The organism is Paenarthrobacter sp. CAP02 (assembly GCF_040137855.1).
In the GTDB taxonomy this organism is placed as follows: Bacteria; Actinomycetota; Actinomycetes; order Actinomycetales; family Micrococcaceae; genus Arthrobacter.
In genome coordinates this window covers 1-18,927 of sequence record NZ_JBEEII010000011.1, presented here as the reverse complement: position 1 = coordinate 18,927, position 18,927 = coordinate 1, and the positions used below count along the sequence as shown (strand labels likewise).

Genomic DNA, 18,927 nt, shown 5'->3' with positions numbered 1-18,927 from the left:
GTGGAGTGGCTGTCCTGGTTTGACGCCTGGGATTACGAGTTCGCGCGGCAGGTCCTGCAGCGTGGCACAGCCGGGCTGTACCTCATCGCTTTTCTCTCCACGCTGAACCAATTTCCCGCGCTTCTCGGCGAGCGCGGGTTGCTTCCCGTGCCGGCGTTTCTGGACATGGCGCGCCGGCTGGCCCGGCCCACCCTTTTTCGCTGGCGCTACTCGGACAGGCTGCTCAAAACCGTGTGCTGGACGGGTATCAGCGTGGCCGCCGTGCTGGTGGTCGGGCTCCCCCAAACGGGCCCTCCCTGGCTGCCGATGCTGGCGTTTCTGGCCCTGTGGTTCCTGTACATGTCGATCGTCAACGTCGGCCAGACGTTCTACGGTTTCGGCTGGGAGATCCTGCTCCTTGAAGCTGGGTTTACCGTGGCTTTCCTGGGGTCGGACCAGACTCCCCCGCCCACCACCATCCTGATCATGATCATCTGGCTGCTCTTCCGGCTTGAGTTCGGCGCCGGGATGATCAAGATCCGCGGGGGTCGTGAATGGCGGGACATGACCGCGATGTTTTACCACCACGAAACCCAACCGATGCCTGGCCCACTCAGCAGGCAGGCACACCTGATGCCGCGTCCCCTGCATAAAGTTGAGGTGCTGGGCAACCACTTTGCGCAGCTCGTGGTCCCCTTCTTCCTGTTCGCTCCACAGCCAGCTGCCAGTGCGGCGGCGGGCATCATCATCGTGACCCAGCTCTGGCTGGTGGCAAGCGGGAACTTTGCGTGGCTGAACTGGATTGCGATCGTCCTGGCCTTCGCCGCCGTGAGCGATCCCGTCGCACACGCGGTCGTTCCGTCCATCCCGCTGGAGTGGCACGCAGGTGCCGAAGCCCCGGCGTGGTGGCTCGCCGTCGTCGTGCTTGTTACGGCGCTGCTGCTGGTGCTCAGCTACCGTCCACTGCTGAACTTGTTCTCCCGCCGCCAACTGATGAATGCCAGTTTCAACCGTTGGCGGCTGGTCAACGCCTACGGCGCGTTCGGGACGGTGACGAAGCAGCGGGTCGAGATTGTGGTGGAGGGCACCATGGCTGAGGAGCCGGACGCACCTGATGAAAACTGGCTGGAGTACGGTTTCAAGGGCAAGCCCGGGGAGGTCCGGCGGCTCCCGCGGCAGTGGGCCCCGTACCACCTTCGCTTGGACTGGCTCATGTGGTTCCTGCCGCTGCGGACCGTCCATGAGGACTGGTTCTACGCTTTCCTGGACAGGCTGCTGGAGGCCGATAAGCCCACCCTCGGCCTGCTTCGACGGGATCCGTTCGACGGCGGCCGCCCGCGGTGGGTCCGGGCGCGAAGCTATCTTTACCGCTTCGCCAGTCGCGCGGAGTTCCGGGAAACCGGAGACCGTTGGGTGCGCGTGCTGCTGTATGAGGCCGTCCCGCCGCTGCAGCTGAACCCACGACGGCGGGACCTAGCGTAGCGCTGTTGCGCGCGGCGGCGCAGTGGACTCGCGAACAACGAGGTGGGTTGCCAGTTCCACCCTTCTGGAATCGATTTCTTCCCCCTGCATTTGGCGGAGGATGAAGTTCAAGGCTGATCGGCCTATTTCCTGCAGCGGCTGGCTCACCGACGTCAAGGGTGGGATGGACTCCTCCGCCTGGTAGGTCCCATCGAAGCCCACCAGGCTCATCTCTTCCGGAATCCGCACGTCCTGACGCCGCGCCTCAGCCAAGACGCCCAAAGCGATACTGTCGCTGCCGGCGAAGATCGCGGTGGGCGGATCCTCCAGTGCCAAGAGCGCCTTGAAGGCGGCGGCACCGTTCTCCGGCCGGAACTTCCCGGCCGAGACATACTCGTGTTCGACAGTGATGCCTTCGGCCATGAGGGCAGCCATGTAGCCATGGAGGCGGGCCTGGCTGCACTCGGCGGTGTCGGGACCGCCGATGAACGCGATCCGACGGTGCCCGAGTTCGAGGAGGTGCATGGCAGCTGCTTTGCCGCCGGCCCAGTTGCTCGCGCCCACGCTGAACAGGTTCGACGGTGGCGGGTTGAGGGGGTCGATCACCACGATCGGGATCTGGCGGCGTTGGAATGCTTCGAGCTGCGTTGCCCCGAAGGCCGAGGTGACCACGATCATCCCGCTGCGCCCCTCATCAATCATGCGCTGCGCCCGCTCCTCGGGCCCCAGGGACGGCGGAGCCTGCAAGCCCGTCACCGAGAGCACCACTTCCATGCCGGAGACGTTGGCCTGCTCCATGACGCCGTTGAGGATCTCCATGTTGTAGGCGGAATTCAACGAGTCGAAGACTGCTTCCACCGTTCGTTGCACAGGTTTGCCCTTGCGTTGGAGCGGCGTCTTATAGCCAGTCCGCTGGAGCGCTTCCAGGACCCGCGTGCGAGTTCCCTGAGCCACGTCGGCCCTCCCGTTAACCACTTTGGAGACCGTGGGGACCGACACTCCAACCTCTTGGGCCACAGCGGAAAGCGTCATTTTTGACGGTTGGTCTTCGGGGGCCATAACAGTCTGCTTTCGAAAAGTTTCGGTGTTGCTTTAGTGTGCAGCAGCGTTGGCCTCGGCGTCAATCGTGAAGCTACGGCACCAAAAATTCTGAACGGACACCCTTGACGGTGACGTAGCTCACGGCTAAATTTGGTGGGCACTTTCGAAAGAACTTCCGAAACATTTCGAAAAAGCTTTCAGGGTAACTGGCGATCGAAGTTGATCCCTCCCCCGCAGAGTGCGGCTTTTTATACGAGCAGCCGGGCCATCAGCGTCGAGCCCGTAGGACGAATGGAAAACAGCACATGAATAATCTGAAGTTGCGCACCGCCGGAATGGCGGTCTCGGCAGCCGTCTTGTCGATCTCGCTCGCAGCCTGCGGCTCCTCAGGCCCCGCCGGAACGGGAGCTTCCGCGGGTTCTGCCACCATGTGGGGCCTGACGGGCGGTGACCAACCGGTCTTCCAGGCCTCCGTGGACTCCTGGAACAAGTCACACCCCGATTCCTCCATCAAGCTCGACTTCTTCGCAAACGATGCCTACAAGACCAAGGTCCGCACGGCCGTCGGAGCCGGACAAGGTCCCACACTGGTCTACGGCTGGGGAGGCGGTGTCCTGAAGTCCTACGTCGACGCCGGCCAGGTGGATGACCTGACAGGATTCCTCAAGGAGAACCCCGACGTCCAGAGCCGCTATCTCCCGTCGATCCTGGAAAGTGGCGTCATTGATGGCAAGACCTACGCGCTGCCCAACAACAAAGTGCAGCCGGTGGTCCTCTATTACAACAAGGAAGTCTTCGACAAGATCGGCGCCGAAGCACCCAAGACCTGGGATGATCTCATGGCCCTGGTGCCCAAGTTCAAAGCCGCGGGCGTAGCTCCGTTTTCGCTGGGCGGGCAGTCCAAATGGCCGGACCTCATGTGGCTCGAATACCTCGTGGACCGTATCGGTGGACCCGAAGTCTTCGCCAAGATCGCAGCCAACAAGCCTGATGCCTGGTCCGACCCCGCCGTCATTGAAGCGCTGACCAAGATCCAGGAACTGGTGGATGCCGGTGGCTTCATCAACGGCTTCTCCTCGATTGCAGCTGACAGCAACGCCGACCAGGCCCTTCTTTACACCGGCAAGGCGGCCATGATCCTGCAGGGCAGCTGGATCTACCAGGGCATGAAGAAGGACGCCGCCGATTTCGTCAAGAGCGGCAAGCTCGGTTACACCCCCTTCCCCACCATCGACGGCGGTAAGGGAAACCCGGCAAACGTCGTGGGAAACCCCTCCAACTTCTGGTCGGTTTCCTCCAAGGCAACCGAGGAACAAAAGAAGACAGCGCTGAGCTACGTCAAGGACGGAATGTTCAATGACGACAACGTCAAGGCCCTGATCGACTCCGGCGCCGTTCCTGTGGTCACGGGCATCGAAGACAAGCTTGCTGCATCGCCGGACAAGGACTTCCTGACGTACGTCTACGGCATGGCCAAGGACGCCCCTGATTTCACGCTGTCCTGGGACCAGGCACTCAGCCCGGCGCAGGGCGATGCGATGCTGGCGAACCTTGACCAGATTTTCCTGAAGAAGATCACGCCCGAGCAGTTCGCCTCAGCCATGAACGCGACGATCGGGAAGTAATCCGGTGTCAACCACTACTGCTGCTACCCGGGAGCAGACCTCCCGGCGGGAGCAGCCGTCCCGACGGACCCTCGAAAAGGGTCCGTCGGGGTGGCTGGCAGTCCCGGCCCTCGCTTTCTTCACGCTGTTCGCGATTCTTCCCCTCCTGGGCGTCCTTTTCCTGAGCTTCACCCGCTGGGACGGGCTAGGCGAAATCAAGCTCGACGGACTCTCGAGCTGGCAAACAGTCCTGAGCGACCCTGTTACCGGAAATGCCCTGCTGGTGACGGCCAAGATCATGTTCTTCTCGTTCGTCGTCCAGGCCCCCATCAGCCTCCTGCTCGGCGTCTTCACCGCTGCCGGCCAGAAGTACCGCGCCGCTTTGGCAGTGCTCTACTTTGTGCCGCTCCTTCTTTCCTCCGCGGCTGTCGCCATCGCCTTCAAAGCGCTCCTGGATCCGAACTTCGGCCTGGGCCCTGGCTTGGGCCTGCCGTTTCTGGCCCAGGACTGGCTGGGCAACTCGGACCTGGTGCTGTTCGTGGTGGTCTTCGTGATCGCCTGGCAATTCGTGCCGTTCCACACCCTGATCTACCAAGGCGGCGTCAGGCAGATACCTACGTCGCTGTACGAAGCGGCGCAGATCGATGGCGCCGGGAGGGTCCAGCAGTTCTTCAACATCACCCTCCCCCAGTTGAAGTACACGATCATCACCTCGTCCACCCTGATGGTGGTTGGTTCCCTGGCTTACTTCGACCTGGTCTTCGTCCTCACTGCCGGCGGGCCGGGCTATTCCACCCGGTTGCTTCCGCTGCACATGTACCTCACCGGCTTCAAAGCCAACGACATGGGAGCGGCGAGCGCCTTGGGAGTGATCCTCGTGGTCATCGGCCTGGCGTTGGCGCTGTTCCTCCAACGACTCGGCGGCAAGAACCGCAATGCCAGCCAATTGGAAGGTGCGTAATGGCTTCCACCACACAGCTCCCCACGTCACCGGCAGCACCGCCGACGCCGGCCGCTACCCGCCGTCGGACTCCACAGACCGGGAGGTCGCGGCCCAACATCCTGGGCGGCCTGGGCGGCTGGGCCTGGCTGGCCGTGATCATTGTGCCGGTCTACTACGTGGTCATCACCAGCTTGAAGAACCAGGCAGGCTTCTTTACGTCCAACCCCATGCTGCCGCCCTCCGAGCCGACACTGGACAATTACAAACTGGTACTGGAAAACGACTTCGCCAAGTACTTCGCCAACAGCCTGATCGTCACCCTGGGCAGTGTTATTCCGGCTCTGTTGGTTTCCTTCATGGCGGCGTATGCAATCGTCCGGGGCAGGGGCAAATTCCTCGGCTTGACCAACAACATCTTCCTGCTGGGGCTGGCCATCCCGCTTCACGCCACGATCATCCCCATCTACTGGATGATCACCAAAGCCCACATGTACGACACTTTGTTGGCCTTGATCCTGCCCTCCATTGCCTTCGCGATTCCGATCTCCGTGCTGATCCTCTCCAACTTCCTGCGGGACGTACCCAACGAGTTGTTCGAGTCGATGCGCCTGGATGGCTGCTCTGACTGGGCCATGCTGTGGCGGCTCGCTTTGCCAATGACCAAGCCGGCCGTCATCACAGTGGGGATCTACAACGCGCTCAACGTATGGAATGGATTCCTGTTTCCGCTGATCCTCACGCAGAGCCCTGATACCCGGGTCCTGCCCCTGTCCCTGTGGACGTTCCAGGGCGAGTTCAGCGTCAACATTCCTGCGGTACTCGCATCCGTCGTCCTCGCTACCCTGCCGTTGCTTGTGGTCTATGTGGTGGCACGCCGCCAGCTGCTCAGCGGCCTGACCGCGGGCTTCAGCAAGTGACTGGCATCTGCCAGCAGAAAGGATCCCGTCATGACTGAAACGAAACCCCTGCGGGTGGGCATGGTCGGCTACGCGTTCATGGGTGCAGCGCACTCCCACGCCTGGCGGACTGCGCCGCGGTTCTTCGACTTGCCGCTCGCCCCTGAACTCACGGCAGTGGCAGGCAGGAATGCCGACGGCGTCCGCGCAGCCGCCAACAAATACGGTTGGAACAGCGTGGAGACCGATTGGCGCCGGCTGATCGAACGGGACGACATCGACCTCATCGACATCTGCACCCCGGGAAACACCCACGCCGAGATCGCCATCGCCGCCCTTGAGGCCGGCAAGCACGTCCTCTGCGAAAAGCCCCTTGCCAACACCGTGGAAGAGGCCGAGAAGATGACGGCGGTGGCCCAGGCCGCAGCCGAGCGGGGTGTGCTGTCCATGTGCGGCTTCAGCTACCGCCGGACCCCTGCACTGGCCCTGGCCAAGCGGATGGTGGATGACGGTCGCCTGGGCGACATCCGGCATGTGCGGGCGCAGTATCTCCAGGACTGGCTCAGCGACGCGGACGCGCCGTTGACCTGGCGGCTGGACAAGTCAAAGTCGGGGTCCGGTTCGTTGGGGGACATCGGTGCGCACAGCATCGACGCCGCCCAGTGGATCACCGGCCTGAATGTCACCGGCGTCTCTGCGCTCCTGGAAACGTTCGTGAAGGAACGGCCCGTGGGCGGAGACTTTGTGGGTCTTGGCGGCCGTGGCGGTTCCGACAGCCCGCGTGGTCCGGTCACCGTGGACGACGCAGCGCTGTTCACCGCCCGTTTCGAGTCAAAGCACGACGGCGGTGCTGCCGCCAGCCCTATCGGCATCTTCGAGGCCACCCGGTTCGCCTTGGGACGCAAGAACGCCATGCGCCTGGAGCTCAACGGCACCAAGGGTTCAGTGGCCTTCGATTTCGAGGACATGAACTCCCTGCACTTCTACGACGCTGCCCTGGAACCCGATGCGGGTTTCCGGAAGATCATGGTCACCGAGCCCTCCCATCCCTACACCGCCAACTGGTGGCCAACCGGCCACGGTCTGGGTTACGAGCACGGGTTTACACACCAGGTAGTGGACCTGGTGACGGCCATCGGCGCGGGCGAGCAGCCGTCGCCGTCGTTCGCTGATGCTTTGCAGGTACAAAAGGTGCTTGCCGCAGTCGAGGCGAGCGCGGACAACTCAAGCCGCTGGCAGAACGTCTGAAAGGAACATGATGAACCGACCCATCACCCTCTTCACCGGTCAGTGGGCCGACCTGCCTTTCGAGGACGTGGCGCGGCTGGCTGGAGAGTGGGGCTTTGACGGTTTGGAGATCGCCTGTTGGGGCGACCATCTGGATCCACAGCGCATTGTCGAGGATGATGCCTACCTGCAGGCAAAACTGGACATCCTGGATAAGCACCACCTCACCGTGCACGCCATCGCCAACCACCTGGCCGGACAAGCAGTGTGCGACGACCCCATCGATGAGCGGCACAGGGACATCCTTGCGCCGGCGGTGTGGGGCGACGGCGAGGCGGAAGGCGTGCGGCAACGTGCGGCCGAAACCATGAAGACCACAGCACGCGCCGCGGCAAGGCTGGGGGTCAAAACGGTCACCGGGTTCACGGGCTCGTCCATCTGGAAATGCGTGGCGATGTTTCCCCCGGCCTCTGAGGCCATGATTGAGCGCGGCTACCAGGACTTCGCCGACCGCTGGAATCCCATCATGGATGTGTTTGATGAGGTTGGCGTCCGTTTCGCGTTGGAAGTCCACCCTTCCGAGATTGCCTATGACTACTGGACTGCGAAGCGCGCCCTCGACGCGATCGGACACAGGGAAGGATTTGGACTGAACTTCGATCCCTCCCACTTCCTGTGGCAGGACCTGGACCCCGTGATGTTCCTCCAGGACTTTGCGGACAAGATCTTCCATGTCCATGTCAAGGAATCCGTCCGGCAACTCAACGGCCGCAACGGGCGCCTTGGATCCCACCTGCCGTGGGCTGATCCAAGGCGCGGATGGGACTTCGTCACTGCCGGGCACGGGGACGTTAACTGGGAGCCGATCTTCCGGACGCTCAATGCCATTGGCTACGAAGGACCCACCAGCATCGAATGGGAGGACGCCGGAATGGACCGGCTGATCGGCGCTCCCCAGGCGCTGGACATGGTTCGTCGGCTGGCCGCCATACAGCCCCCGGCAGCAGCTTTCGATGCTGCGTTTGCTACGCGCTGACAGCACCACACCCGACTCAACGACACAACGCCCCGAAATCGAAGGAAACCATGACAAGCAACAACAAGACAGCGCTGGTGGTTCGCGGCGGCTGGGACGGACACCAGCCGGTGGAAGCCACCGAGCTGTTCATCCCCTACCTGCGGGAGAACGGCTACGACGTCCGGGTGGAGGAATCCCCCAAGATCTACGCCGATCCGGACTACATGGCGGGCGTCGACCTGATCGTCCAGTGCATGACCATGACCACCATCGAGAAGGACGAGTTCGAGGGACTCCGCACCGCCGTCGAGAACGGCACGGGACTCGCGGGCTGGCACGGTGGCATCGCCGATTCCTACCGCAACAACTCGGATTACCTGCACCTGATCGGCGGCCAGTTTGCCTGCCACCCGGGCAAGCATCCTGACGAGCTGTCGGGCGAACAGTCCGACAACTACGTCCCGTACACGGTGAACATGCTTCCAGCGGCCGCCGAACACCCCATCACCCAGGGCATCGGGGACTTCGATCTCGTCACGGAGCAGTACTGGGTCCTATCCGACGACTACATCGACGTCCTGGCGACCACCACCCAGAAAGTGCGGGAGTGGGATCCGTGGAACCGTGAAGTCACTTCCCCGGCAATCTGGACCCGCCAATGGGGCAAGGGCAGGATCTTTGTCTGCACCCCCGGCCACCGCGTGGAAATCCTCCAGGACAGCAACGTCCGCACCATCATCGAAAGGGGCATGCTGTGGGCAAGCCGCTGAATGTCGGAATCATTGGCTGCGGCGCCATCATCGCGCAGTACCTGAGCAACTTCCGCAGGCTCGACACCATCAATCTGGTGGCCGTTGCCGACCTCGATCCTGCCCGCGCGCAGGCCGTCGCCGAATCCTACGACGGCGTCCGGGCCCTCACGGTGGACGAGCTCCTGGCCGCGAATGACGTTGAGCTGGTCCTCAACCTGACCATTCCCGCCGCCCACGCCGACATTGCCTTGAAGGCCATTGCCGCAGGAAAGTCCGTCTACGGTGAAAAGCCTCTGGCAGCAACAACGGCGGAGGCCCGGGAAGTACTCGATGCGGCAGCAGCTGCCGGGGTGGTGGTTGGCTGCGCGCCTGACACCGTGTTGGGCACTGGCATCCAGACTGCCCGCAAGGCGATCGACGACGGCCTGATCGGCGCGCCCATCTCCGCCACGGCCACAATGGCTACTCCGGGGCACGAGCGCTGGCATCCGAACCCCGACTTCTACTACCAGCCTGGTGGTGGGCCCCTCCTGGACATGGGTCCGTACTACGTCTCGGCACTGGTCACCCTGCTCGGACCTGTGGTTTCGGTGGTAGGCGCAGCCAGTCATACGCGTGACGAACGGACCATCGGATCGGGCCCGCGCGAAGGCCAAAAAGTGCCGGTTGCCATTGACTCGCACGTCACGGGTGTCCTGGTCCACGCCTCCGGGGCCTTGTCGACGCTCTTCATGAGCTTCGACGCGGTCAAAACCAAGAGCCCCAACATCGAAATCCACGGCGAAAAAGGTTCCTTGGTGGTGCCCGACCCCAACTACTTCGACGGCGACGTGGAGCTCTTCGCACTCGGCGCCGAGGATTGGGAGACGCTCCCGGTGTCTGCGGGCTATGTGGACTCGGGACGCGGCTTTGGCATCGCCGACCTTGCGGCCACGCCGGCAGGACAGGAGCCGCGTGCCGGTGGACAGTTGGCCTTCCATGCCCTGGAGGTCATGGAATCGGTGCTGGAATCTGCCCGCAGCGGGCAAGCCGTAGCCATCACCAGCACGGCTGCACGGCCCGCCACGGTGGAGCTGACGGAACTCTCGACGGCGGTCCGGGCTTAGGGCGCTGCGGCGCCCACGATTCCGGCCCTTGTTTGCTGTCCCCGCCGTCTAACGGTGAGTGCAGCGAACAAGGGCCGGACCCGTCGCTAGCGACCGGCCCTGCGCAGCGTCGCTTCCGCGTGCTTGAGGATGGGGCCGTCGATCATCTTCCCTTTGAACTGGAACACGCCCGTACCGGCTGCTGCGGCGGCGTCGAGCAACTCAGTGGCCGCCTCCACTGCTTCGGGTGCGGGGGCATACGCTTCCCGGACCACGGCAACCTGGTTCGGGTGGATGCAGGCCTTCGCACCGAACCCGCTGGCCACCGCATCCCGGGACTCCACGCCCAGGCCATCAAGGTCCGGGATGTTCACATAGACGGAGTCGATGGCTTCCTTGCCCGCGGCCTTGGCGGCAAGCAGCACAGCGGACCGGGAGTGCAGCGCGACAGCCCGGTACCCGCCGTCGTCGTTCCTGCTGGACAGGCCGCCGAGGGAGGCGAGCAGGTCCTCGGCGCCCCACATGAGGCCCACCACGTTTGGTTCGGCCGCAATCGCGGCAGCGTTGACGATTCCGGCGGCCGTTTCACACAGCGCTATGACCTGGTAACCCGCCAACGCCGCGAGCTGCCCGGCGCTTTCCGCCTTGGCCAGCATCACAGTGCGGTAAGGCGTTGCGGCCAAGGCTTCCAGGTCTGCCTCGAACTCAGGCGAGCCCACAGGGTTGACGCGGACGATGGTTCTGGCCGGATCCAGGCGCTCCCCCTCCGGCTGCTCGATGATCGCGTTGCGGGCGCCGGGCTTGTCGGCCGGAGCTACCGCGTCCTCCAGGTCCAGGATCACGGCATCGGACCTCTCGGCGGCCTTCCCGAAACGCTCGGGCCGGTCAGCCGGGCAGAACAAAAGGGCCGGGCCCATGGTGAAGGGAGAAGACATGCATTACCTCGCTGCTGGGGTGTGGGGGGGTGGCGTCAAGCGGAGGTCAGGACTGCGCGGCGTGCGCTTCCTTGGTCCACATGAGGCAGGTACGGGTGGCCGATGCCACCACGGTCCCGTCCTGGTTGCGGCCGGTGTGCTGCATGGTCACCACGCCCTGCCCGGGGCGGGAGGACGACAACCTTTTTCCGAGGATCACCGTCTCCGTGTACAGCGTATCCCCGTGGTACAGCGGGTGCGGAAAGGTGACGTCGGTCAGCCCCAGCTGCGCAATGATGGTGCCCTGCGTCAGCTGCGTGACGGACTGCCCCACCATGGTGGACAGCGTGAACATGGAATTCATGAGCCGCTGCCCGAAGGGCTGCCCTGCGCTCCACGCAGCATCCAAATGCAGTGCCTGCGTGTTCATGGTCATGGTGGTGAAGAGGACATTGTCCGTTTCGGTGACCGTACGCCCGGGCTTATGCGCGTAGACCACATCCTCTTCAAGCTCATCGAAATAGAGCCCACGCTGCTCGACGATCCGCGTCATACGGTCAGCTCCTGGTCTTCCTCGAACAGCTCGGCCCCCGTAGCGGCAACGACGTCGTCGAGACTGACGTTCGGGGCCAGCTCGCGCAGCACCAAACGCGGATCGCCTTCGTCCTTGACAACGTCGATCACCGCGAGGTCCGTAATGATGCGGTCCACGCAGCCTTTGCCCGTCAGCGGAAGGGTGCAGCTTTGGACGATCTTCGGCCTGCCGCTCCGGTCCACGTGCTCCATCATCACGATGACCTTCTTGGCGCCGAACACCAGGTCCATGGCGCCGCCCATCCCCTTCACCATCTTGCCCGGAATCATCCAGTTGGCGAGGTCGCCGTTGGCGGCCACCTCCATGGCGCCCAGGACAGCAACGTCCACATGCCCGCCGCGGATCATGCCGAAGGACGACGCCGAATCGAAAAACGCCGCGCCCGCGTTGGTGGTGACGGTCTCCTTGCCGGCGTTGATGAGGTCGGGGTCCACCCTGTCCTCTGCCGGGTAGGGACCGACGCCGAGGATGCCGTTCTCGGAATGGAGAATGACTTCCACACCGTCCGGAATGTAGTTGGGGATCAGGGTTGGCATCCCGATTCCCAGGTTCACATACTGGCCGTTGGCCAGCTCCTGGGCGACCCGCGCCGCCAGTTCGTTGCGGGTCCAGCCTTTGGCTTCGTGATGTTCGACGTCGGCGCGCCGGTACTCGTGACGCACGGCTTCGGGACGGGGCGGGATGTCCTGGAGACTGTTCGATTCCATGGCTAGGCTCCTGCCTGTTCTCTCGTGCCGTCGGACGCTGGTGCCCCCAAGGCGACAGTCCGCTTCTCGATCCGCTTTTCGGTAGACGGCGCCACCACCACGCGCTGCACGAAGATACCCGGCGTGTGGATGTGTTCCGGGTCCAGTTCACCGGGTTCGACGAGTTCTTCGACCTCGGCAATGGTGGTCCTGGCCGCCATCGCGCACAGGGGATTGAAGTTCATGGCCGTCGCATGGAACACAAGGTTGCCGTGCCGGTCGCCTTTCCACGCATGGACAAGCCCGAAGTCCGGGGTCAGCGATTCTTCCAGGACGTAGTCGGCGCCGTTGAAGGTGCGGACTTCCTTGGGCGAGGAGGCGATCGCAACGTTCCCGTCGGCGTCGTACTTTTGCGGAAGTCCGCCTTCGGACACCTGGGTTCCCACACCGGCCTTGGTGAAGAACGCCGGGATACCGGCACCGCCGGCGCGAAGCTTCTCAGCCAGCGTGCCCTGCGGGGTGAGGACCACCTCCAACTCCCCTGCCAGGTATTGCCGGGCGAACTCTTTGTTTTCGCCAACATATGAGCTGATGGTGCGTCGGATGCGGCCGTCCTTGAGGAGGATGCCCAAACCCCAGTCATCCACCCCGCAGTTGTTGCTCACGGTCTCCAGGTCCGTAGTGCCTTGGCTGTGGAGCGCATCGATCAATGCCACGGGAATACCGCACAGGCCAAAACCTCCGACGGCGAGCGAGGCGCCGTCGGGGATGTCCCGCACCGCTTCCGCGGCGCTGGCAACAACCTTGTCAATCATCCTTGATCCTTCCCGTACGGTTACAGACCCAGCTCACGGGCGATCAGCATCAACTGGACCTCGGTGGTGCCCTCACCGACTTCAAGGATCTTGGAGTCGCGGTAATGGCGTGCCACCGTGAATTCGTTGATGAAGCCATAGCCGCCGAACACCTGGGTGGCGTCCCGCGCGTTGTCCATGGCTGCCTCGCCTGCGACCATCTTAGCTATGGCCGCTTCGGTCTTGAACGGCTTCCCTGCCAGCATCCTGGAGGCCGCGTCGTAGTACGCCAGGCGTGCTGTGTGGGCCCTTGCCTGCATCCGGGCAATCTTGAACTGGATGGCCTGGTACTTGCCGATGTTCTGCCCAAAAGCACTGCGTTCCTTGGCATACCTCACGGAAAGGTCCACGCAACCCTGGGCGGCTCCGGTGGCGAGGGCGGCAATGGCGATGCGTCCCTCGTCCAGGATGGACAGGAAGTTTGCGTACCCGCGGCCGCGCTCGCCCAGGAGGTTCGCTTCCGGGACGCGGACATTGTCCAAGGTGAGCGGGTGGGTGTCGGATGCGTTCCAACCCACCTTGTTGTACGGCTTTTCGGCGGTAAAACCGGGCGTGTCGGTGGGCACAAGGATGGTGGAGATCTCCTTCTTGGTGCCGCCGTCCGCCTTCTCCTGGGTGCCGGTGACGGCGGTGACCGTGACCAGGGTGGTGATGTCCGTACCGGAGTTGGTGATGAACTCCTTGCTGCCGTTGATGACCCACTCGCCGTTTTCCGTGTGCGCGTGGGTCTTGGTGCCTCCGGCATCGGAACCAGCCTCGCGCTCCGTCAAGCCAAAACCGGCCAGGGAACGCCCGGATGCCAGCTCCGGGAGCCACCTCTCCTTTTGCTCATCAGTGCCGAAGCGGTAGACAGGCATGGCACCCAAGGAAACACCCGCTTCCAAAGTGATGGCGACTGACTGGTCCACCCGGCCCAGCTGTTCCAACGCCAACGCGAGAGCAAAGTAGTCTCCGCCCATGCCGCCGAACTCTTCCGGGAACGGCAGCCCGAAGAGCCCCATCTCCCCCATCTGCTTGACGACCTCGTAGGGAAAGCTGTGCTCCTCGTCGTGCTTTGCCGAGACAGGGGCTACCACCTCGTCGGCGAACTCCCGGACGGAGTCGCTCAGGTCCTGGTATTCCTCGTTGAGTTCAAAGGTGCTCATGGCTGGACTTCCTTGTCTGTGCTGGTCTTTGCCGTGCTGCTCTTGTCTGTGTCGGCTTTGTCTGTGTCGGCCTTGTCTGTGCCGGCCTTGTCTGTGCCGGCGGCTACGTGAATGGTGGCGAGCACCTGGTCTGCTTTGACCAAGTCCCCGGGTTTGCTGCCCAGATGCACCGTCCCAGAGACCGACGCCACCAGTTGGTGCTCCATCTTCATGGCTTCGACGGCCAGGAGCACCTGGCCCTCTTCCACCAGGTCGCCATCAGCGACAGACACGGACACCACCGTTCCGGGCATCGGTGAGCGCACCTCCGGATCAGCGGCACCCTCTTCGCGCTGGATGCCGGCGAGTATCCGACGCAGCCGTTCGGCACGGTTCAGGACCTCAAAGCGGCAAGACCAGCCGTCGTTGCCTACGAACAGCTCCGGGACGGCGCCCGGCGCCACGCCCACCGCGTAGGTGAGGAGACCGCCGTCGAGCTCCAGGACGATGCAGTCGCCGCTGCGTTCCACCACAGTGGCACTGTAGGGGTCGCCGCCGTCGATCCTTGGCGTGAGGGCACCGTTGTGTTCGGTGACGGACACCGTAGCCATGGCACCTTCCCGAACACCCAACGTCGCCGTCCAGGCGGCAGGGGCGCCCACCCGCCAAGCGTCAGGAACCTTCCAGGCGTTGCCGGCCAGCGTCGCACCGGTGCGATCCATCCACAGCGTGAGGGCGGCGGCGATCAGCTCGTTCGGCCCCGCATGCCGGAACGCCATGGACGGGAGTTTCCGTTCGATCAGCCCCGTATCCAAATGCCCGGCGCGGACCTCGGAATCATTGATAAGCAGCCGCAGGTACTCGACGTTCGTATCGACACCAAGCAGCGTGTAGCGCTCCAGGGCCGCATCGAGGGTATCCAGCGCCGCCGCGCGGTCCTCGCCCCAGGCAATGACCTTGGCGAGCATGGGATCGTAGTCACCGGTGATCTCCAATCCATCACGCATGGCCGAGTCGATCCGGACGTTGGCATGCCCGTATTGCACTCCTGACACTGATGAATCATCAGCACCCTGCTCGGCCAGCGCCACGACACGCCCCATCGATGGCATGAAATTCCGCTCGGGCACCTCGGCGTAGACACGCGCCTCAACGGCGTGGCCGTTAAGCACGACGTCGGACTGTGCGACGGTGAGCACCTCACCGGCGGCGATCCGCACCTGCCATTCAACGAGGTCGACGCCCGTGACCATCTCCGTAACGGGGTGCTCCACCTGCAGCCGGGTATTCATTTCCATGAAAAAGAACTCGTCCGGGTGCTCGTCCGAGACCAGGAACTCCACTGTGCCGGCGCCGCTGTAATTGACGCTCCGCGCCGCCTGGCATGCAGCCTCACCGATCCGCTCCCGCTGCGCCTGGCCGTCAGGCAGTGCTTCGAAAAGCGCCGACGGGGCTTCCTCGATGACCTTTTGATGCCGGCGTTGCAGCGAGCATTCGCGCTCGCCGAGGTGAATGACGTTGCCATGGTTGTCCGCCAGGACCTGCACTTCAATGTGCCTGGGAGCCCGTATGAGGCGTTCCAGGAAGAGTGTGTCGTCCCCGAAGGCAGATGCAGCCACGCGCCTGGCCGTGAGGAGTGTGGCGGGCATGTCTTCCAGCCGTTCCACCACGTGCATGCCCTTGCCGCCGCCGCCCGCTGAAGGCTTGATGAGCAGGGGAAAGCCCACTCCCGGAGCAGCATCAATCAGTTCCTGGTCCGTGAGCCCGGGCTTGGCGATGCCGGGTACGCATGGGACGTCGTAGGCCATGACGTGGTTTTTCGACCGGATCTTGTCGCCCATCACCTCGATGGCACCGATCCCAGGGCCGATGAACGTAATGCCCGCGGCGTCCAAAGCTTTAGCGAATTCAACGTTCTCTGACAGGAAGCCGTAACCAGGGTGGACGGCATCGGCCCCACTGCGACGGCACGCCTCGATGATGGTGTCGATCCGAAGGTAGCTCTCTGCGGGTGCTGTACCTCCAATAGCTACCGCGGTATCGGCAAGCGTTACATGCTTTGCGTGCTTATCGGCGTCCGAATACACGGCGACGGAGCGGATGCCCATCTCCTTCAGCGTCCGGATGACCCGGCAGGCAATCTCGCCCCGGTTGGCGACCAAGACGGCATTGAAGGTGCGGGGTGCCGTTGCTTTCGCGGTTGGGTTTGCCTGCGGGGTTGGGCTTGCGTGCTGGGTCTTGGTTGATGTCGGGAGGGTCATGGTCACATCCTGAAGAGGCCGAAGGAGGTCTCGGGCAGTTGTTGGCGGGAGACGACGTCAAGTGCCAGGCCCAGGACACGGCGGGTATCGGCGGGATCGATAATGCCGTCATCCCACAGCCGGGCGGTGGAATAGTACGGACTCCCCTGGTCTTCGTACTGTTGCTTGATGGGCGCCTTGAACGCCTCTTCGTCTTCCGCGGACCATTCCTGGCCGGCAGCCTCATACTGGTCCCTTTTGACCGTCGCCAGGACGCTGGATGCCTGGTTGCCACCCATGACGGAGATACGGGCGGCGGGCCACATCCAGAGGAACCGCGGCGAGTACGCCCGGCCGCACATCGAGTAGTTGCCGGCACCAAAGGAACCGCCAATAACTACGGTCAGTTTTGGTACGCGGGCCGTTGCCACCGCGGTGACCATCTTGGCACCGTTCTTGGCGATGCCACCTTGCTCATAGTCCTTGCCCACCATGAAACCGGAGAGGTTCTGCAGGAAGATCAGTGGGATTCCCCGCTGGTCGCAGAGCTCAATGAAGTGGGCGCCCTTGAGTGAGGACTCGCTGAACAGGACACCGTTGTTGGCGACGATGCCCACGGGATGCCCATGCAAATGCGCAAACCCGGTGACCAGAGTGGTGCCGTAGTTTTTCTTGAATTCATGGAACTCGGAGCCATCCACCAGCCGGGCAATGACTTCGCGGACGTCGTACTGGGCGTTGACGTCTGTGGGAACCACACCGTAAAGCTCCGCCTGTTCGGCCAAAGGCGGCAGGACGACGTCGAGCACGTCCCACGCAGGCTGTGCCGGCTTCGGCAACGTCGCCACGATGTCCCGGACGATTTCCAGCGCATGCTGGTCGTTTTCCGCCAGGTGGTCCGTCACCCCGGAAATCCGGGAATGCACCTCACCGCCGCCCAGTTCTTCCGCCGTGACGATCTCGCCGATGGCGGCCTTAACCAGGGGCGGGCCGCCAAGGAAGATGGTCCCCTGGTTGCGGACAATCACGGTCTCGTCACTCATCGCCGGGACGTAGGCCCCACCCGCGGTGCACGAACCCATCACGGAGGCGATCTGTGGGATCTTCGCCGCGGACATCCGGGCCTGGTTGTAGAAGATCCGGCCGAAGTGTTCTTTGTCGGGGAAGACCTCGTCTTGCTTGGGCAGGAAGGCACCGCCCGAATCCACCAGGTAGATGCACGGGAGCTTGTTCTCCAGCGCGATCTCCTGGGCCCGGAGATGCTTTTTCACGGTCATCGGATAGTAGGTCCCGCCCTTGACCGTTGCGTCGTTGGAAATGACCAGGACGTGGCGGCCATGAACGAGTCCAATGCCTGCGATGACACCGGCACCGGGCGAATCGTCATTGTACATTCCATTTGCGGCCAAGGGTGCGATCTCCAGGAATGGGCTTCCCTCGTCCAACAAGTAATCGATACGTTCCCTGGGGAGAAGCTTGCCCCTCTTGATGTGGCGTTCGCGGGAGGCTGCGGGCCCGCCCAATGCCGCTGTTGCCAAGCGGTTCTTTAACTCCTCGACCAGGGCCCGCTGCGCTTCCTCGTTGGCCTCAAACGTGCCGCCGGCGGTTCCCGTCAAGCTGGCGATTGTCTCCATCGACCCCTGTTCCATTCCCGGCCCCAGGCCATTTCGGTTAGTGCCACGTAACTGAAATTTAGGTTAGTCTTTATTAACTGTGATGTCCAGCACAGCAACGCCCGCTCTGCCGGCGTGGGCGCCAAGGAGGAGAACGTGACCGTAGGCCCGGAAACAAGCACCGACGGTAGCCGCACTGCCATGACGCAACGCAGCCACGCAAAGGAGCTACGCAGGTTGGCTTTGCTGTCCGCCGCCGCAGGGCTGTTCGCGGAAAACGGCTTCAGCCGGGTGTCCCTTGAGGACCTCGGCGCAGCAGCAGGCGTCAGTGGACCCGCTGTGTACCGCCATTTTCCCGGCAAACAAGCCGTGCTTGGCGAACTGCTCCTCAGCGTTAGCCGGGACCTCCTGGACGGCGGACTGCGAGTGGTCTCGGACGCTGGAACTCCCACGGAAGCCCTGCGGGGTTTGATCCGGTTCCAAGTGGACTTTGCCCTGAGCAACCCCGACGTCATCCGTGTGCAGGACCGGGATTTCAGCAGCCTCGGCGATGCCGACCAGGCCGAAGTACGGCAGTTGCAGCGCTCCTACGTTGAGACCTGGGTGGGAGTCCTCGGGAAAATCCACACAGGCACCGACACCGCCGAGCTCCGGGTACGCGCCCATGCCGCCTTTGGCTTGATCAACTCCACCCCACATTCCGTGCGTCACCACGGCAGGAAGATCGCGGCGAAATCAGCCCGACCAATCCTGGAACAGATGGCATATGCCGCGCTAACAACGTAGGGAGGCGCCCTCACGCGAGCCGCTGGGCACGGCGCCCATTACGCCGGCACATAGTTTTCCACATAGGCCGGTTGGGGGCTGATCTGTAGGGGGTTCGGGGTGACAGGGT

Annotated in this window: 17 protein-coding genes; 9 read left to right on the top strand and 8 right to left on the bottom strand. The window is 63.3% G+C overall.

Going from position 1 to position 18,927, the window contains the following annotated elements:
* Entirely contained in the window at nucleotides 1-1,461 is a 1,461-nt protein-coding gene (locus ABHM97_RS17675; RefSeq protein ID WP_349471699.1) for a lipase maturation factor family protein, read from the top strand.
* Here ABHM97_RS17675 and ABHM97_RS17670 read toward each other — a convergent pair.
* Nucleotides 1,453-2,499 (bottom strand): LacI family DNA-binding transcriptional regulator, encoded by a 1,047-nt coding sequence (locus tag ABHM97_RS17670; protein WP_284987761.1) that lies wholly within the window; start codon nucleotides 2,497-2,499, stop codon nucleotides 1,453-1,455. The two genes, ABHM97_RS17675 and ABHM97_RS17670, sit on opposite strands and share 9 nt — an antisense overlap.
* A gap of 287 nt (nucleotides 2,500-2,786) precedes the next feature.
* Between ABHM97_RS17670 and ABHM97_RS17665 the strand changes: the two genes are divergently transcribed.
* Genes ABHM97_RS17665 through ABHM97_RS17635 form a run of 7 tightly spaced genes read left to right on the top strand, consistent with a single transcriptional unit; the run spans nucleotide 2,787 to nucleotide 10,027 of the window.
* Entirely contained in the window at nucleotides 2,787-4,106 is a 1,320-nt protein-coding gene (locus ABHM97_RS17665) for an ABC transporter substrate-binding protein (protein WP_235521783.1), read from the top strand.
* Nucleotides 4,107-4,110: 4 nt separating this feature from the next.
* Nucleotides 4,111-5,046 (top strand): carbohydrate ABC transporter permease, encoded by a 936-nt coding sequence (locus ABHM97_RS17660; protein WP_349471698.1) that lies wholly within the window; start codon nucleotides 4,111-4,113, stop codon nucleotides 5,044-5,046.
* The gene (locus tag ABHM97_RS17655) at nucleotides 5,046-5,945 is read left to right on the top strand and encodes a carbohydrate ABC transporter permease (protein WP_349471697.1); all 900 of its coding nucleotides are present in this window, start codon (nucleotides 5,046-5,048) and stop codon (nucleotides 5,943-5,945) included. The genes ABHM97_RS17660 and ABHM97_RS17655 overlap by 1 nt, the downstream gene beginning before the upstream one ends.
* Before the next feature lie 30 nt (nucleotides 5,946-5,975).
* Complete coding sequence (locus ABHM97_RS17650) at nucleotides 5,976-7,172, top strand: Gfo/Idh/MocA family protein (protein WP_349471696.1); 1,197 nt, start codon at nucleotides 5,976-5,978, stop codon at nucleotides 7,170-7,172.
* 10 nt (nucleotides 7,173-7,182) lie between these two features.
* Nucleotides 7,183-8,187 (top strand): sugar phosphate isomerase/epimerase family protein, encoded by a 1,005-nt coding sequence (locus tag ABHM97_RS17645; protein ID WP_349471750.1) that lies wholly within the window; start codon nucleotides 7,183-7,185, stop codon nucleotides 8,185-8,187.
* Nucleotides 8,188-8,237: 50 nt separating this feature from the next.
* Nucleotides 8,238-8,939 carry a ThuA domain-containing protein gene (locus ABHM97_RS17640; protein WP_235521778.1) on the top strand — a complete coding sequence of 234 codons (702 nt, stop codon included), beginning with the start codon at nucleotides 8,238-8,240 and terminating at the stop codon, nucleotides 8,937-8,939.
* The gene (locus ABHM97_RS17635) at nucleotides 8,924-10,027 is read left to right on the top strand and encodes a Gfo/Idh/MocA family protein (RefSeq protein ID WP_349471695.1); all 1,104 of its coding nucleotides are present in this window, start codon (nucleotides 8,924-8,926) and stop codon (nucleotides 10,025-10,027) included. The genes ABHM97_RS17640 and ABHM97_RS17635 overlap by 16 nt, the downstream gene beginning before the upstream one ends.
* A gap of 86 nt (nucleotides 10,028-10,113) precedes the next feature.
* On the opposite strand, the gene ABHM97_RS17630 is transcribed toward ABHM97_RS17635, so the two are convergent.
* Genes ABHM97_RS17630 through ABHM97_RS17600 form a run of 7 tightly spaced genes read right to left on the bottom strand, consistent with a single transcriptional unit; the run spans nucleotide 10,114 to nucleotide 18,053 of the window.
* Entirely contained in the window at nucleotides 10,114-10,941 is an 828-nt protein-coding gene (locus ABHM97_RS17630; RefSeq protein WP_349471694.1) for an HpcH/HpaI aldolase/citrate lyase family protein, read from the bottom strand.
* A 46-nt stretch (nucleotides 10,942-10,987) separates the two neighbouring features.
* Entirely contained in the window at nucleotides 10,988-11,473 is a 486-nt protein-coding gene (locus ABHM97_RS17625) for a MaoC family dehydratase (RefSeq protein WP_235521775.1), read from the bottom strand.
* Nucleotides 11,470-12,222, bottom strand: a complete 753-nt coding sequence (locus tag ABHM97_RS17620; protein ID WP_235521774.1) for a CoA transferase subunit B — start codon at nucleotides 12,220-12,222, stop codon at nucleotides 11,470-11,472. The genes ABHM97_RS17625 and ABHM97_RS17620 overlap by 4 nt, the downstream gene beginning before the upstream one ends.
* 2 nt (nucleotides 12,223-12,224) lie before the next feature.
* Nucleotides 12,225-13,016, bottom strand: coding sequence for a CoA transferase subunit A (locus ABHM97_RS17615; RefSeq protein WP_349471693.1), 792 nt, complete (start codon nucleotides 13,014-13,016; stop codon nucleotides 12,225-12,227).
* 20 nt (nucleotides 13,017-13,036) lie between these two features.
* On the bottom strand, nucleotides 13,037-14,200 hold the full coding sequence (locus ABHM97_RS17610; RefSeq protein ID WP_235521772.1) for an acyl-CoA dehydrogenase family protein: 1,164 nt from the start codon (nucleotides 14,198-14,200) through the stop codon (nucleotides 13,037-13,039).
* Nucleotides 14,197-16,440 (bottom strand): acetyl/propionyl/methylcrotonyl-CoA carboxylase subunit alpha, encoded by a 2,244-nt coding sequence (locus ABHM97_RS17605; RefSeq protein ID WP_349471692.1) that lies wholly within the window; start codon nucleotides 16,438-16,440, stop codon nucleotides 14,197-14,199. The genes ABHM97_RS17610 and ABHM97_RS17605 overlap by 4 nt, the downstream gene beginning before the upstream one ends.
* A 2-nt stretch (nucleotides 16,441-16,442) precedes the next feature.
* On the bottom strand, nucleotides 16,443-18,053 hold the full coding sequence (locus ABHM97_RS17600; protein ID WP_349471691.1) for a carboxyl transferase domain-containing protein: 1,611 nt from the start codon (nucleotides 18,051-18,053) through the stop codon (nucleotides 16,443-16,445).
* 180 nt (nucleotides 18,054-18,233) lie between these two features.
* On the opposite strand from ABHM97_RS17600, the gene ABHM97_RS17595 reads away from it, so the two are divergent.
* On the top strand, nucleotides 18,234-18,818 hold the full coding sequence (locus ABHM97_RS17595; RefSeq protein ID WP_349471749.1) for an SACE_7040 family transcriptional regulator: 585 nt from the start codon (nucleotides 18,234-18,236) through the stop codon (nucleotides 18,816-18,818).
* Nucleotides 18,819-18,927: the final 109 nt, after the last annotated feature.

Coding starts and splice junctions, on each gene's coding strand:
- ABHM97_RS17670 (WP_284987761.1), bottom strand. CDS start 2,499: ATGGCCCCCGAAGACCAACCGTCAAAAATGACGCTTTCCGCTGTGGCC.
- ABHM97_RS17665 (WP_235521783.1), top strand. CDS start 2,787: ATGAATAATCTGAAGTTGCGCACCGCCGGAATGGCGGTCTCGGCAGCC.
- ABHM97_RS17655 (WP_349471697.1), top strand. CDS start 5,046: ATGGCTTCCACCACACAGCTCCCCACGTCACCGGCAGCACCGCCGACG.
- ABHM97_RS17650 (WP_349471696.1), top strand. CDS start 5,976: ATGACTGAAACGAAACCCCTGCGGGTGGGCATGGTCGGCTACGCGTTC.
- ABHM97_RS17645 (WP_349471750.1), top strand. CDS start 7,183: ATGAACCGACCCATCACCCTCTTCACCGGTCAGTGGGCCGACCTGCCT.
- ABHM97_RS17640 (WP_235521778.1), top strand. CDS start 8,238: ATGACAAGCAACAACAAGACAGCGCTGGTGGTTCGCGGCGGCTGGGAC.
- ABHM97_RS17630 (WP_349471694.1), bottom strand. CDS start 10,941: ATGTCTTCTCCCTTCACCATGGGCCCGGCCCTTTTGTTCTGCCCGGCT.
- ABHM97_RS17625 (WP_235521775.1), bottom strand. CDS start 11,473: ATGACGCGGATCGTCGAGCAGCGTGGGCTCTATTTCGATGAGCTTGAA.
- ABHM97_RS17620 (WP_235521774.1), bottom strand. CDS start 12,222: ATGGAATCGAACAGTCTCCAGGACATCCCGCCCCGTCCCGAAGCCGTG.
- ABHM97_RS17615 (WP_349471693.1), bottom strand. CDS start 13,016: ATGATTGACAAGGTTGTTGCCAGCGCCGCGGAAGCGGTGCGGGACATC.
- ABHM97_RS17610 (WP_235521772.1), bottom strand. CDS start 14,200: ATGAGCACCTTTGAACTCAACGAGGAATACCAGGACCTGAGCGACTCC.
- ABHM97_RS17605 (WP_349471692.1), bottom strand. CDS start 16,440: ATGACCCTCCCGACATCAACCAAGACCCAGCACGCAAGCCCAACCCCG.
- ABHM97_RS17600 (WP_349471691.1), bottom strand. CDS start 18,053: ATGGAGACAATCGCCAGCTTGACGGGAACCGCCGGCGGCACGTTTGAG.
- ABHM97_RS17595 (WP_349471749.1), top strand. CDS start 18,234: ATGACGCAACGCAGCCACGCAAAGGAGCTACGCAGGTTGGCTTTGCTG.